General features: G+C 69.2%; 15 protein-coding genes. 11 read left to right on the forward strand and 4 right to left on the reverse strand.

The window, feature by feature from the left end:
* Positions 1-57: 57 nt before the first annotated feature.
* Both D9V36_RS38295 and D9V36_RS38300 read right to left on the reverse strand, forming a co-directional pair.
* Positions 58-267, reverse strand: coding sequence for a hypothetical protein (locus tag D9V36_RS38295; RefSeq protein WP_164993110.1), 210 nt, complete (start codon positions 265-267; stop codon positions 58-60).
* Positions 268-368: 101 nt separating this feature from the next.
* Positions 369-2,438: an ATP-binding protein gene (locus D9V36_RS38300; protein WP_129297810.1), complete on the reverse strand. Its 2,070-nt coding sequence runs from the start codon at positions 2,436-2,438 to the stop codon at positions 369-371.
* 296 nt (positions 2,439-2,734) lie between these two features.
* Here D9V36_RS38300 and D9V36_RS38305 point away from each other — a divergent pair, with 296 nt between their 5' ends.
* The 9 genes from D9V36_RS38305 (at position 2,735) to D9V36_RS38345 (ending at position 10,778) form a co-directional block, all read left to right on the forward strand.
* Positions 2,735-3,727: an alpha/beta hydrolase gene (locus D9V36_RS38305; protein WP_129297811.1), complete on the forward strand. Its 993-nt coding sequence runs from the start codon at positions 2,735-2,737 to the stop codon at positions 3,725-3,727.
* A gap of 133 nt (positions 3,728-3,860) precedes the next feature.
* A complete protein-coding gene (locus D9V36_RS38310; RefSeq protein WP_129297812.1) occupies positions 3,861-4,217 on the forward strand; it encodes a DUF4333 domain-containing protein in 357 nt (118 codons plus the stop codon).
* Positions 4,218-4,650: 433 nt separating this feature from the next.
* Positions 4,651-5,883, forward strand: coding sequence for an ATP-binding protein (locus D9V36_RS38315; RefSeq protein WP_129297813.1), 1,233 nt, complete (start codon positions 4,651-4,653; stop codon positions 5,881-5,883).
* The gene (locus D9V36_RS38320; RefSeq protein ID WP_129297814.1) at positions 5,880-6,293 is read left to right on the forward strand and encodes a roadblock/LC7 domain-containing protein; all 414 of its coding nucleotides are present in this window, start codon (positions 5,880-5,882) and stop codon (positions 6,291-6,293) included. The genes D9V36_RS38315 and D9V36_RS38320 overlap by 4 nt, the downstream gene beginning before the upstream one ends.
* Complete coding sequence (locus tag D9V36_RS38325; protein WP_129297815.1) at positions 6,290-6,670, forward strand: DUF742 domain-containing protein; 381 nt, start codon at positions 6,290-6,292, stop codon at positions 6,668-6,670. Before D9V36_RS38320 ends, D9V36_RS38325 begins: the two co-directional genes overlap by 4 nt.
* Complete coding sequence (locus D9V36_RS38330; protein WP_129297816.1) at positions 6,645-7,235, forward strand: GTP-binding protein; 591 nt, start codon at positions 6,645-6,647, stop codon at positions 7,233-7,235. Before D9V36_RS38325 ends, D9V36_RS38330 begins: the two co-directional genes overlap by 26 nt.
* Positions 7,236-7,245: 10 nt before the next feature.
* Positions 7,246-8,607 carry a cytochrome P450 gene (locus D9V36_RS38335; protein ID WP_129297817.1) on the forward strand — a complete coding sequence of 454 codons (1,362 nt, stop codon included), beginning with the start codon at positions 7,246-7,248 and terminating at the stop codon, positions 8,605-8,607.
* Positions 8,608-9,072: 465 nt separating this feature from the next.
* Complete coding sequence (locus D9V36_RS38340) at positions 9,073-9,966, forward strand: cytochrome P450 (protein WP_347239860.1); 894 nt, start codon at positions 9,073-9,075, stop codon at positions 9,964-9,966.
* Between the two features lie 47 nt (positions 9,967-10,013).
* Positions 10,014-10,778 (forward strand): enoyl-CoA hydratase/isomerase family protein, encoded by a 765-nt coding sequence (locus D9V36_RS38345; RefSeq protein WP_129298983.1) that lies wholly within the window; start codon positions 10,014-10,016, stop codon positions 10,776-10,778.
* 60 nt (positions 10,779-10,838) lie between these two features.
* On the opposite strand, the gene D9V36_RS38350 is transcribed toward D9V36_RS38345, so the two are convergent.
* Positions 10,839-11,378 carry a gamma carbonic anhydrase family protein gene (locus D9V36_RS38350; protein WP_129297818.1) on the reverse strand — a complete coding sequence of 180 codons (540 nt, stop codon included), beginning with the start codon at positions 11,376-11,378 and terminating at the stop codon, positions 10,839-10,841.
* A gap of 143 nt (positions 11,379-11,521) precedes the next feature.
* On the opposite strand from D9V36_RS38350, the gene D9V36_RS38355 reads away from it, so the two are divergent.
* Positions 11,522-12,286, forward strand: coding sequence for an acyltransferase (locus D9V36_RS38355; RefSeq protein WP_129297819.1), 765 nt, complete (start codon positions 11,522-11,524; stop codon positions 12,284-12,286).
* Positions 12,287-12,345: 59 nt separating this feature from the next.
* Here D9V36_RS38355 and D9V36_RS38360 read toward each other — a convergent pair whose 3' ends face one another.
* Complete coding sequence (locus D9V36_RS38360) at positions 12,346-13,215, reverse strand: DMT family transporter (protein WP_129298984.1); 870 nt, start codon at positions 13,213-13,215, stop codon at positions 12,346-12,348.
* A gap of 106 nt (positions 13,216-13,321) precedes the next feature.
* On the opposite strand from D9V36_RS38360, the gene D9V36_RS38365 reads away from it, so the two are divergent.
* Positions 13,322-13,894 carry an XRE family transcriptional regulator gene (locus D9V36_RS38365; protein WP_129297820.1) on the forward strand — a complete coding sequence of 191 codons (573 nt, stop codon included), beginning with the start codon at positions 13,322-13,324 and terminating at the stop codon, positions 13,892-13,894.
* Positions 13,895-13,915 lie beyond the last annotated feature (21 nt).

Below are 13,915 nucleotides of genomic sequence, written 5' to 3' on the forward strand. Positions count from 1 at the left end.
TCCGCGGTGCACTCGGCACCACTCGGCCGACGCCGCGGGCCCGTTGGCGGAGGCACGTCAGGGCATCAGCCAGACATCGGGCCCGCCGTCGCGCCATTCGAAGAGTCCGGTGTCGTCCCAGACGAAATTCGCGGTGCCGAAACCGGCCCGGCGCAGTATCGCGGCCACATCACCGGGCCGCAGCGCCCGTCCCAGATCCTGTCCGTTGAGCGACACACGGCGACCGCCGGTGCAGGGCGGGTGCACGATCACGGGGGCACGCTTCATGCCTCCCAGCATGCGACCGGCCCCCGGCTCCCGCATCCCGAACGCGGTCGGCGCGTCACCCAGCGTGTTCCCCCGGCGGCCCGCCGCGGACGGCCCGGCCCTCAGGAGCCGGCCCGCAGCCGCGAGAAGAACGGCCGGGCCCGTACACCGGGCCCGCCGCGCTGCCACCACGGGGTCTCCGCCTCGGAGTCCGGCCGTGCCGCCCCGCCGCGCACGGTCCGGCGCAGGCCCGCCAGCATGTTGCGGACGCCCGCGATGAACAGCGGGTCGCCGATGAGCTTCTTGGCCACCAGCGCCTTGTGGCAGGCGCGCAGCGCCGCCGTCGGCTTCCCGTGGGCGCTCTCGGTCATGGCACGGGCGTAGAGGACCGTCGAGTACAGCCAGAAATCGCCGTCGCAGTGCCGGGTCTCCCAGGCGCGGTGGGCCGCCGTCCGCGCCCGCTCCGCGTCGAGCGGCGCCAGCGCGATGGCGAGCAGCGCCCAGCTGTGGGCGGGACCCGGCCCGAACCACGGATCCCTGGAGTGGTGCCGGGCCGCCTCCTCCAGGCACGCCACGGCCGCCGCGGTGTTCCCGCGGTACAGCTCCAGCACGCCGTGCGCATGCGCGATACGCGCCAGTCCGTCGGAGTCCGCATGCATCACGGCCGCCCTCCAGGCCTCGTCGAGCAGGGCCTTTGCGGTGGTGAGCGAGTGTTCCTGCGCGGCGAGATAGCCGGCCAGCCACAGTGCCCGGGCCCGCAGCGCGGTGTCGTCCCGGGAGAGCAGCAGCAGGCGGTCCAGATGGGCCCGCCCCTCCCGGCGGAAGCCGCAGGCGGCCCAGTGGAACCACAGGGACACCGCGATCTCCAGCGCGCCGAGCGCATCCTCCGCGTCCTGCGGCGGCCGGGTCAGCGCCGCGTCGAGATTGGCCTGTTCGTCCTCCACCAGCCGCACGGCGACTTGCTGGTCCGGCCCCTGCCAGGTGATCTGCGCCTCGGCCGCGAGTGCCGCACAGGCCTGCCGGAACCGCCGCAGTGCCGCTGACTCCTCGCCCGCCTCACGCAGCTGCGTCCGCCCGAAGTCCCGGGCGGCGCGCGGCAGTCGGTAGCGCGGCGGCAGCGCGGCACCGGTGTCCTCGTGCGCGCCACCCGCCTCCCGTACGCGCTCGACGACCGAGGCCGTACGGAGCCGTTCCAGTGCGCCGTCGACCGCCGCCGCGGGCACGTCACTGCTGGTGCAGACGCATCCGGCGAGCCAGGGGTCGAAGTCGCCGGGCAGCACCGAGAGCCTGGCCCACACCCGGCGGTCGGTGGGCGAGCAGAGGGCGTAGCCCGCGGCCTGCGCGGCGTGCAGCGAGGTGTGCCGCACGGTTGCCGCCGGCCCGGAGTAGAACAGCGGACCGTCCGTGCCCACCTGCGCGGCGAGCTGCGGCAGGGACATCCGGTCCAACTGGTGCGCGGCCAGGGCGATCGCCAGCGGTGAGCCCTCCAGCGCCTGGCACACCGTGACCAGCAGCTCGGGCGCCGCGGCTGCCGTCCCGGTGCCGGCGACCCGCGTGGCCAGCAGCTCGACCGCCGGTCCTGCGATCCCCTCGCCCAGCGTCACCGGCAGCGGCGCGAGGCCGACGACCCGCTCCTCGGCCAGTCCCAGCGGGCCCCGTGCGGTCGCCACGATGCGCAGCGACGGATCGGCCCGCAGCAGCCGCCGCACGAGCTGTGCGCACTCGGCGAGCACCGGGTCGCAGTCGTCCAGCAGCACGGTCGCACGCTGCCGCCGGCAGTGTGCGGCCAGCGCCGCGAGGGCCGTGCCGCCCGCGGGAGTGCGGGCCGCGGCGGGCTCCGTCCGGTCCGCCCCGCCGGGCAGCGGTGCGCCGGCACAAGGGTCGGCCGCCTGCCGGGCGAGAGGCCTGGCGGTGTCCCGGCAGACGGTGTCCGCCTGCCCCGCCGCCCGGAGCAGCGCCTCGGCCGGACCGCCCTCGGCCAGGCCGTCCCAGCAGCCGACCCGGATGACCGTGCCGCCGTGCCGAGCGGTGTGCTCCTCCAGGACGGCGCGGGCCAGCACGCTCTTGCCCACCCCGGCGGCCCCGGTGAGCGTCACCAGCGAAGCACCGCTCAGCAGACCGGACACCTGCTCATGCTCAACGGCCCGCCCCACTACGCCGGGCAGTGGCCGGTGATCGGCCCACGCGGTCATCGGTCATCCCCAACCACGGCACAGTGCCGCGCCCTTCCGAACTGAAAGCCCACGATGCCAGAACCGACCGACCGGTAAGGAACGAGTGGGCGCATCGAACGAGGGAAACCGCGGCGCCGCATTTGACGTGACGCAACGTCTCCTCGGGCCCCTGGGAGGGCGGAGCACCAGGTCACGGTGCCCGGGGCCGGCACCGAGGACCCGTCGGGCGATCTTAAAGTGGTGTCTTTCGACCGGCGCGGCAGTGGCAGCGTGGCTGTCCGCGGTCGGCCCGAGTACCCGAGGAGTACGTCCCGATGAAGCGCCTGCGTGTCCGTGCTGCGGTGAGTGTGGTGGCCCTGGGGCTGCTGGCCGGTTGCGGCGACGGCAGGGGCTTCGCCGACGCCTCGAGCGTGCCCCGGCTGCGGGTCCATGCCGCGGATGCCCGCAACGGCAAGCCCCGGGTCGCCGGGCCGCGGGGCCCGCGCTCCTCCTTCGCCCCGTTCCGTACGGCGGGGGACGGCACCGAGGTGGTGACGACGAAGTGGCACGGGCGCAAGTCCGGTTTCACCGGGGACATCTGGGCCTGGGTGCCGCCGGAGTACCACCAGCCGCAGTACGCCACGAGCGGCTTCCCGGTGCTGATCGCGCTGCCAGGCGCCTACGGCTATCCGTTCAACTACTGGGCCGGGGACGCCTTCGCGCTGGAGGAGCGGATCGCCCAGTGGTCGCGGCAGGGCAAGACGCTGCCGTTCATCGTCGTGATGCCGGTGCTGAACCCCGGCAGGAAGTACTACGACGGCAGCGACATACCAGGGCAGCCGAAGATGGGCACCTGGCTGACCGAGGACGTGCCGGACTTCGCCCGGGCCAACTTCCGTACGTACAGGAGCCGTGACGGCTGGGCCTTCATGGGGTCCTCATCGGGCGGGTTCGCCGCGTTGAAGGCCGTGCTCAAGGAGCCGCGGAAGTTCAAGGCGGCCGTCGTCAACGGCCCGGACACGGCGCCGGATTCGCCGATGTGGCAGGGGCACCCCGCGGAGATGCGCGCCAACGACCCACGCCATCTGGCGCGGCGGCTGGCCGCGCGGAAGAGCCCGCCGGTCTATCTGGCCTTCGAACTCGGCAGCAGGGAGGCGGCGGTGCCCGATGTGAAGCGCTTCATCAAGGACTACACCGGAGGGCCGGTCCACTCCACGCTCTTCGAAATACCGGGCGGCGTGCACAGCCCGCACACCTATCTCCGGCGGATGGCCGACTCGCTGCACTGGATCAGCGAGCAGCTGCAGGGACCCGTGCCGTCCGCGTGACGCACCGTCGCCCGGCTGGTTGCACGGGAGGGCTCCTCCTGTTGCCGGCGCCGGCCCGACCACAAGAATTGTCCGTGACCCGGCCGGTGGGCGTGGCCGGCGCATGACGGGTGTGCCCGCTGGAAGGAGAGCCGTGCGGAATCTGCGAGTCGTCGGCCTGGCGCTGGCCGGCACGGCTCTGTTGGGGGGCAGCCTCACAGTGGGGACCCAGTGGCTGGGGGAGCGGGGCGCGACCAGTGAGGTGAACGGGACGACCGATGCCGTCCCGCGCGACGAGGTCGCCCGCTCCATCTCGGATCATCTGTCGCTGCCGGTGATCTCCCGGGGGCCGCGCTCGGTCGACTGCGCCAGGGACCTGCGCGCGGTCAAGGGGGCGCGGACCCATTGCACGGCGCACTATCTGCAAGGGACGGACCGCGGTATGACCGTGCGCGTCGTCCGGGTCCGCGGGGGCGAGATCACTTATGTCCACGACGCCCCGCATCGCTGACCGCGGCTTACAATTGCCGCGCGAGACGTGGCCCACGTCACGTGAACACGTGTTAACGAGCCGTCAGGAATGGGCCGGCCGGTAGCCCCCCGGGCCCGACAACGCCTCCAAAGATCCCCGAACAAGCCTTTGTTGAATGAACACCACACCTGTCTCATGATCAGATCGCGGTTGGACGAGGGGTGTTGCTGTGATGCTAAGATCATCGCACTTGCCAACGGGGTAGTCACCTGATATGGCATGAAATAAATTCCGCGCATTGGCCTAAGAAAACCGCCACCCCGGGGAGAAGTATGCCATTAGCCGGCCCTTTGATGGCTTTCTGGCAGGCGACTGTGCGTGGCCGTTCACGTATGTCTGGGGTCGTGGGTGATTCTCTACGCCGCAGCCAGGCATACCACACCTGGTGGCTCCGTCGTCCGAAGAGAGTCCTATGACGCAATACTTCCAGGATCCAGCGTTCTGGGGATTGATCGCTGGTACCCCTGTTGCTGCCACCGCGATTATCCGCAGCAGAAAGAAGATCGCGGATCTTCGCAATGAAAAGGCCGAGCTCAAGCAGCACTACGCCAATCTTGAGAATCACTACACGGAGGCTGTGGAAGAAGCCAAGGACCGGGCCGAAGAGGCGACCAAGACGACTCTGAAGTCCGCCATGCGGACACTACAGGGCCTGGCGAGCGAACAGCAGCTGGCGATTTCCAAGCTGCAGGACACCTATGGCGAGCACAAGATCCTTCAGGATCTGCTCGACATCGACCACATGAACTCGCAGTTCGCGCGACGGGCCCAGTCCATCGCCGTGCTCTGCGACGGCTGGCTCGGCCGGCGACGCCACAACGCCTCGCTCTACGATGTCGTCCGCAGCGCCAAGGGTCGTATTCGGCATTTCACCCGCGTCGAGATCCGGTCGCAGAGCAATTTTTCCATCGTGAGCCGTGTCGTGGAACCGGTTGCGCTGGTGCTTGCTGAACTGCTGGACAATGCCACCAGTTATTCGGCGCCGGAAACGATGATCGAGATCAATATCCGGCCGGTGCCCAAGGGCGTCTGCATCATCGTTGACGACGCTGGTGTCGGTATGAACGAGGAGGAGAAGGCGCGAGCCGCGCAGCTGCTGTCGAGCGAGAATGCGGCCAGCGTCTCCAGCCTCGGCAACCCGCCGCAGTTCGGCTTCACGGTCGTGGGTGTGCTCGCCGCCCGCTACGGATTCACCGTATCGGTGGATTCCACCTCGCCCTACGGTGGCGTGCGCGCGGTCGTCCTGCTCCCCGACGATCTACTGACGTCTCTGCACGAGCCCGAGGAGAGCCCTGCCGTGGCCGCGTCCGCTCCCTTGCCGCCTGAGAACGCCCCTGTTCAACCGGCCTATGGCGCTCCGACTCCGGCCCCTCCCGGATACCCGGCGGCCGGTCCCCCGACTCCCGTCCCGGCGCCCCCGGGGCAGCCGTCCGGTGCCCGCCCGATTTCCGAGACCACGGCCGGCGGCCTGCCGAAGCGGCGCCGCCGCGGTGCGATTTCCATCGTGCCGACCGAATCCGAGAGCACGGAAACCCCGGCCCGCGACGGTGCGAGGGCGGCGTCCGTCATGGGCGCATTCCAGCGCGGCACACAGTCCGGCCGCCGTTCCACCTATGAAAGCAATGAAGGGCCTGAGGTTCAGTGAACTACGATCTGTCGTGGATGCTTGACAGTGCTCTGGAATTGCCGGAAGCGCAGCATGCCATTCTCGTCTCCGCAGACGGTCTGCTTATGGCCCGGTCGAAGGAAGTCGGCCGGGATCGCGCCGATACCGTCGCCGCCGCCATGAGCGGAATGCAGTCGCTGAGCCGTACGGTCGCCGACTTCTGTCATGGTGGTGCGTCCGCCAACCGGCCGCAATGGCGGCAGACGCTGGTCGAGTTTGACCATGGCTGGGTATTTTTGATTTCGGCCGGTGAAGGTGCCTATCTCGCGGTGTCGGCGTCGCCTGATGTCGACATGGCGGAGATCACGTTCCGTATGCAACAGCTGGTGGGCCAACTCGGCAAGGCTCTGACCAGTCCGCCTCGTGAGAGGGCTGATATTCAGCCATGACAACCGATGACGAGCCGGAGCTGGAACACGAAGCAGCGGAATTAGTGCGGCCGTACGTCATCACCAACGGCCGCGATCTTCGCGACGGCAGTGACTTCTCACTGATCACACTGGTCACCGTGCATGCGGAACCTCCCCGTACGAAACCCCTCGATCCGGAGAAGCTCCGCCTGCTGGAGCTGTGTTCGGGGGGCTTCCTCTCGATCGCGGAGATAGCCGGGCACACCCGGTTGCCGGTGGGTGTCGTCAAGATTCTGGTGTCCGATCTGGCGCAGGAGGGATATCTCTTCTCCCGCGCACCTATACCTAGCGCTCAGCTTGTCGACCGGCAAATACTGGAGGAGGTGCTGAATGGACTCCAGGCTCGCTTTGGATGACGGTGTGTATCTGCGCAGTTCAGTGCAGACCGCGGCAAAGATCCTCGTGGTCGGGCACTTCGCCGTGGGAAAGACGACATTCATCGGGACCATGTCCGAGATTCCGCCGCTGCGGACCGAAGAGATAATGACCCAGGCGGGTGAGGGAATTGACGACCCCAAAGGCGCGCCCGGAAAGACCACGACCACGGTCGCCATGGACTTCGGCCGGCTCACGCTCAGCGAGGAGCTGGTCCTCTACCTGTTCGGAACCCCCGGCCAGCAGCGCTTCGTTCAGGTGTGGGAGGACATGACACGCGGTGCGCTCGGGGCGCTTGTCCTGGTCGACCCCACGCGCCTCGACGAGTCCTTCCCTGTCATGGACCTGGTGGAACACTACGGAATCCCCTACGCCATCGCCGTGAACCGCTTCGACGGGACGCCTACGCACTCGCTCGACGAGATCCGGGAGGCGCTGGACTTGCTTCCCGAGACGCCTGTGGTCAGTTGTGACGCACGGGACCAACGTTCCTCCGCGGATTCGCTGATCGCACTCGTCCGATATCTCCAGTCCCGCCTCAACTAGGAGTTCAGGCATGCAATCTCACTCGGAATTCACGAGCCCACCACCCGGCTGCCCCGCGCACGCCGGCGGCGAAAGGGTGGCCCTGCACGGGATGGAGTTCGCCGCCGCGCCGGACGCCTTCTACGACCTGATGCGGCAGTACGGCCCCAGCGCGCCCGTCGAGCTGGCTCCCGGTGTGGAGGCCGAACTCGTCACGGAGTACGGGGCGGCGCTGCACCTCCTGCAGAATCCGGACACTTTTGCACGGGATCCACGCCGTTGGCGCGCACTGAACGAGGGGCGGGTTCCCCTGGACAGCCCGGTGCTGCCGATGATGATGCACCGGCCGAACCCCATGTTTTCGGACGGTGCCACCCACCTGAGGCTCCGCCAGGCCGTGACGGACAGCCTGTCCCGGATCGACATGCACCGGATGAACGGGCACGTCAATCGGGTGGCGGCCTACCTCATCGAGCAGTTCAGCAGCCGCGGCAAGGCCGATCTGGTCACCGACTACGCGCAGTGGCTGCCGCTGCTCGTCTTCAACGACCTCTTCGGCTGCCCGGCCGAGATCGGTGACCGGCTGATCTTCGGTTTCTCCGGCATCTTTGACGGCGTCGACGCGGAGAAGGCGAACGAGGTCCTCACCGAGTCGTTTTTCGAGCTGGTGGCGCTGAAGCGGGCCAACCCCGGTGATGACGTCACGTCGTGGCTGATGCAGCACCAGGCGGATCTCAGCGATGAGGAGATGATCCACCAGCTCGTTCTCCTCATAGGCGCCGGCGCGGAGCCGATGCAGAACATCATCGCCAGTGCCCTGCGCCTGCTGCTGGCCGACGAGAGGTACACAGGTGGCCAGCATTCGGCCGGCCTGCTCGTCGAGGACGCCATCAATGACGTGCTGTGGAACTCCCCGCCGATTGCCAACTACGCGGTGCACTACCCCGTGCACGATGTCGAGGTCTTCGGACGCACGCTGCCCGGCGGTGCCCCCGTGCTCGTCAGCTTCGCGGCGGCCAACACCGATCCGAACGTCTCGCTGGGCCGTCAGACGCTCAGCAAGCGGGCGCATCTGGCGTGGGGGGCCGGGCCGCACGCCTGCCCGGCGAAGGACGCGGCCCTGCTGATCTCGATTCTGGCCATCGAGAAGCTCCTCAACGTCCTGCCGGATATTGAACTCGCGGTGGCCGAAGAGAGCTTGACGTATCGGCCGGGCCCGTTCCACCGGGCGCTCAATGGGCTTCCGGCCCGCTTCACGCCGGTGCGCGACGAGCGCCGACCGGCCGGTCGATCCTCTGGTGTTACCAGCGGAAATACCTCGCCGCAGGAAAACCAGGGCAAGTCCGGGAAGGGAAGCTGGTGGAGTGGATTCCTCAGCTGGTGGAAGGTGTGACATCTGCAACAGAGTCGAGCGCGTAACCATCGTATAAGTGTTCAGTCGCCGGGGTAGGTAGGGGTGTCCCGTTTCATGTGAGCGGCTGAACAAGGAGTAGCTGTGGAGTCCGTCCTGACTTCCCCCGCGGTTGATCGACGGGCCGTGGTTTCGCTTTTCTCTCGTTTGCGCACCCCGAATGGGCAAGCGAATCCATTGCCTTTCTACGATGAACTCAGATCGATGGGGGATGTGGTCCCAGCGCCGTGGGGCGGGTGCCTGATCACCTCGTACGACCTGTGTGACCGGGTGCTCCGGGATCGGGCGTGGGGGGTGCCGGACAGCGAGTGGCGGGCTCGGCAGGGGGAGGCGACGCGTTGGAGCGCGGCTTCGTCGCGGGAAATGAGCAGGACCTTGCCCGCGCTCAATCCTCCGTATCACACCCGAGTGCGGCGTTCCTTGGGCAATATGTTCGACCGGAAAGGCATGGCCGATATCAAGGATGCGATCGAGGAATCCGTCGATCAGCTTCTTGACCGTCTTGCCGAGAAATTGCGCACCGATGGTGAAGCAGATTTCAGTGCTCTGGTCAGCGAAGAGCTTCCCATGCATGCCATCGGGAGCTGGCTGCAGCTGCCGCCCGCCGATTACCCCTATTTGCGCGCACTCGCCCACGATCAGGTATTCACCCAGGAGTTGCTGCCGTCCACGAGTCAGCTCGCGCTGTCCGACTCTGCCACAGGACAACTCCAGGCGTACTTCAGGGAATTGGTGCAGGAACGCCGCAGGGCGCCCGGGAGCGATCCGGTCTCGGGTTGGCTTCGCACCTGGGACGCTCTCGAATCCGATCGGGAGGCGGCCGACGAGGCCGTCTACCTCCTCGCGCTGCTGGTCTTCCTGGCCGCACCGGAGACCACCTCCACCATGCTGTCCACCATGGTGTGGCTCCTCCTGGAGCATCCCCGCCAGTTCGGGTGGCTGCGTGCCCATCCCGGCCACGTACCGGACGCGGTCGAGGAAGTGCTGCGCTACGACTCCCCGAACCACATCATCAGCCGTGTCGCCCCGGAGGACACCATGCTCGCCGGCGTGCCCATCGAGAAGGGCCGGATGGTGCACCTCATGATCGGCGCCGCCAACCACGACCCACGGCACCATCTCGACCCCGGTGTCTTCGACATCCGCCGCAAGGCCGCACACCTCAGCTTCAGCTCCGGTATCCACTACTGCCTGGGGGCACCGCTGGCGCGTCTGGAGGCGACGACACTGCTGACCGCGCTCCTCGGGCGGCTGTCCGGTCTGCAGGTCAGTGCGCCCCCGGTCTGGGCGTCGCGGGTGGGGTTCCGCCGCATCACCGAACTCCGTGTGGTCCTCTCCTGATGTGGTTCCGGTCGACGGTAGACAGAGAAGTGAAGGACAGAGGCGTGGTGACGGAAGATTTCAAGGCACTCCGGGTCATATCGGAGGGGCCGGTCCTGAGGGTCCAGTTGGACAGCCCGGAAACGGGCAACGCCGTCTGCGGAACGCTCCTCGATGAACTCCTCACCGTATTGCACGCCTTGGAGGACGCCCCCGAAATCCGCGTGCTGGTTCTCTCCGGCCGGGGCGCCGACTTCTGTCTGGGCGGCGACCGCCGTGAGTTCGCCGAACTCCTCGCCGCCGACGCCGGGGGAGCGGGGCTGCGGGCGGTGGCGGGCAAGGCGCGCCGGGTCTGCGACGCGCTGTCCAAGGTCCAGGCGGTCACCATCGCCAGGCTGCACGGCGGGGTGATCGGAGCGGGGCTGGCGCTGGCGCTCTTCTGCGACCTGCGGGCCGGAGCGGACAACTGCCGATTCCGGATGCCGGAGCTGGCGCTCGGCATGCCGCCCGCATGGGGCGGTGCGCTGCCGCGGCTGCTGCACGAGACGGGCGCCGCTCGGATTCGCGAACTGATCCTTACCGGCGACAGCTTCGACGCGGCGAAGGCGGCCGAGCTGTCCGTCCTGCACAAGGTCGTCGCGGAGGACGAGCTGGACGAGGTCATCCAGCAGTGGACCAAGCCGATGGTCCGCAGGTCACCCGTGGCGCTCCGCACGGCCAAGGTCATGCTGAACGCGTACTCCGGTGTCCACCGGCTCGCGGATGCCACCCTGTTCGATGCGGAACTGCTGACCTCGGTCCTCGCGTCCGCCGAGGCGGGCCGAGGGCGCTGAACTTCCGGCCGGGGGCGGGCCCGGCGGCCGCCGCATCCCGGCCTCGGCCGTCCGGCCGGCTCACTCCTCGGCGGAGGTGACGTCCTCCCGGTGCCGCGCCGCCAGCTCCAGGTACATCGCGGCGTTGAGTTTGATGCCCTCGCGCTCCTCGTCGGTCAGCTCCCGCTTGACCTTCGCCGGCACCCCGGCGACCAGGGAGCCGGGCGGCACCCGCATGCCCTGGGGGACCAGCGCCTGTGCGGCGACCAGTGAGCCGGCGCCGATGTGCGCGCCGTTGAGGACCGTGGCACCCATGCCGATCAGCACGTCGTCCTCGACCGTGCAGCCGTGCAGGACCGCGTTGTGCCCGACCGAGACCCGCGCGCCGACGGTCACCGGGAATCCGGGGTCCACGTGCACCGTGCAGTTGTCCTGGATATTGCTGCCGGCGCCGAGCACGATCGGACCGCAGTCGGCCCGCAGCACCGCGTGGTACCAGACGCTGGCGCCCGCCGCCATGCTGACCTCGCCGAGCACGACGGACGTCGGGGCGGTGAAAGCCTCCTGATCGACCTTCGGCTCCTTGCCGCCCACCGGTGAAATCAATGCCCGTCCCGCCATGTGTGGATCTCCTCGCCGTGATGCGCCGCGCCAACAGCACCGTAGACGACGGCCGCTTCGCCGGGCAGGGACGGCGGCCGGTGGGGTGAAGATCACAGCCCGGCGCGCGGTCCGCCGCCCGGCGGGCTGAGTACGGTGTGCGGGTGCCGATAAACCAGAACGTGTTCTCATCCGTCGCGGCCTGGCGGCGCCGGGCCGTGTCGCGTGCCGTCCACCGCGGCGCGCGCTGGGTGAGGGAAGCCGCGGCCGTCACGGCCGAGCGCCCCGGCCCGTACCGCTTCCGGCGGATCGGTGCCGGCACCCGGCTCGCCTATCCGCAGGGCACGGTCTTCGGCGACCCGTGGATCGAACTCGGCGACCACTGCATCATCGCCCAGGACGTGACGCTGACCGCGGGCATGATGCCGGACCTGGACCTCGGCCCGGAGCCGATTCTCACGCTGGGGAACGGCGTGGTGCTGGGCCGCGGCAGCCATGTGATCGCGGATGTCCGCCTGACGATCGGCGACGACTGCTTCTTCGGCCCCGGTGTCTACGTCACCACCACCAATCACAGCTACGACGACCCCGAGGTGCCGGTCGGCAAGCAGTGGCCGCGCAGTGAGCCGGTCGCCATCGGCCCCGGCAGCTGGATCGGTACCGGCGCGGTGATCCTGCCCGGGGCGCGGCTGGGTCGCAATGTGGTGGTCGCGGCCGGCGCAGTGGTCCGCGGCGAGGTTCCCGATCACGCGGTGGTGGCCGGTGCGCCCGCCCGGGTCGTCCGCCGCTGGGATGAGCGGCAGGGCTGGCAGCCGCCGCTGCGCACCCCGGCGCCGGTGCCGATTCCCGAGGGCGTCACCCCGGACCAACTGGTCGCGCTGCGGGCATGGCAGGCGGCGGAAGCCGAGGAGGCGTACGAAGGGTCCTGAGCCCGAAGGGTCTGAGCCGCCGTCGGGCAGCCCGAGGCGCCGCCTGCCCCCCTTCTGTGTCAGCTCCCCGACGCGAGCAGGACCGAGCCGACCAAGGCGAGGGAGGCACCGGCCGTCTGGATCGCCCGCAGCCGTTCCTTGAGGACGCCGAGTGCGGCGAGCGAGGTCACCACCGGGTAGAGGGAGGCGAGTACTGCCGCGAGGGTGACCGGCCCGTTCTGGGCGGCCAGGGCGTAGGTGCCATTGGCGGCGACATCGGCGATACCGACGAAGGCGAGTGCGGGCAGCGCGTCCCGGAGAGCGGGGAGTCCGCCGTCGGGCAGCGCCGGAGTGCCGCGCCGCACCGATGCGTACAGGGCGGTGCCGCCGACGGCGACATTGCACACCCGCTGGACGAACAGGGCGAGGAAGAGGCCGGTCACGGTCGTGGACGCCTCCGAGATCAGTGCCATCACCGCACCGAATCCCAGCGCCGAGATCAGCGTCAGCACAATGGTCTGGCGGGCCACCGACGCGCCGCTGATCCGCGGGCCGCCGGCCAGCACGACCCCGATCACGGCCACGATCATGCCCGCGGCCTGCAGCAGTCCCGGCCGCTCGCCCGCCACGATCCCGACCCCGAGCGGTACGAGGACCGTGCCGACCGAGGCGAGCGGGGAGACCACGCCCATCGGGCCGAGCGCCAGGGCGCGGTAGAAGCAGAGCATGGCGGCGGGCCCCACGACGCCCGCCCCGACCGCGCACCACAGCTGCGGTCCGGCCTCCCGCCAGCCTCCGGTGGCCAGCACCACGGCGCCCAGCACCACGGCGGCCAGGGTCTGCGAGACGACCACCACGGTCAGCGCCTGCAGGCGTCGGGTGAGCAGTCCGCCGCCGAAGTCGGCGAGCCCCCACAGAAGGCTGGTGGCCAGGGCGAAGACCGCTGTCATGGTGAAACCTCGCAGTACAGTGAACCGGACGCTGAAGTACACCACACCGTAGTGCAGCCGACTGTATTGCGGCATCCAATATATTGCCCTTCGACTTGGACGGACCGTGACGGACCTCGACCAGCTCACGCAGTCGCTCGCCCGCAACCTCAAGCACTGGCGCGCCGAGCGCGGCTTCACCCTCGATGCGCTGGCGGCCCGCGCCGGGGTCAGCCGCGGCATGATCATCCAGATCGAGCAGGCCCGGACGAATCCGAGCGTGGGTACCACCGTCAAGATCGCCGACGCGCTCGGCGTCAGCATCACCACGCTCCTCGACTACGAACAGGGTCCGCAGGTCCGCATCGTGGCGCCCGGCGAAGCGGTCCGGCTGTGGTCCACCGAGGGCGGCAGCTTCACCACGCTCCTGGTGGGCGCCGAAGCGCCCGGCCCGTACGAGCTGTGGGACTGGCGGCTGATGCCCGGCGACAGCAGCGCCTCCGATCCGCATCCGCCCGGCACCGTCGAACTGCTGCATGTCCGGGCCGGCACACTGACGCTGGTCGTGGACGGTGCGGAGCACGCGGTGCCCGCAGGTGCCTCGGCAACCTTCGAGGCCAAGGTCGCGCACGGCTACCGCAACGACGGTGCGGAACCGGTCGAGATGACCATGTCGGTGATCATCCCGCCCGCCGGCTGAGACGGTCGGCCGCGGCTCTGC

The organism is Streptomyces lydicus (assembly GCF_004125265.1).
Classification (GTDB): domain Bacteria; phylum Actinomycetota; class Actinomycetes; order Streptomycetales; family Streptomycetaceae; genus Streptomyces; species Streptomyces lydicus_C.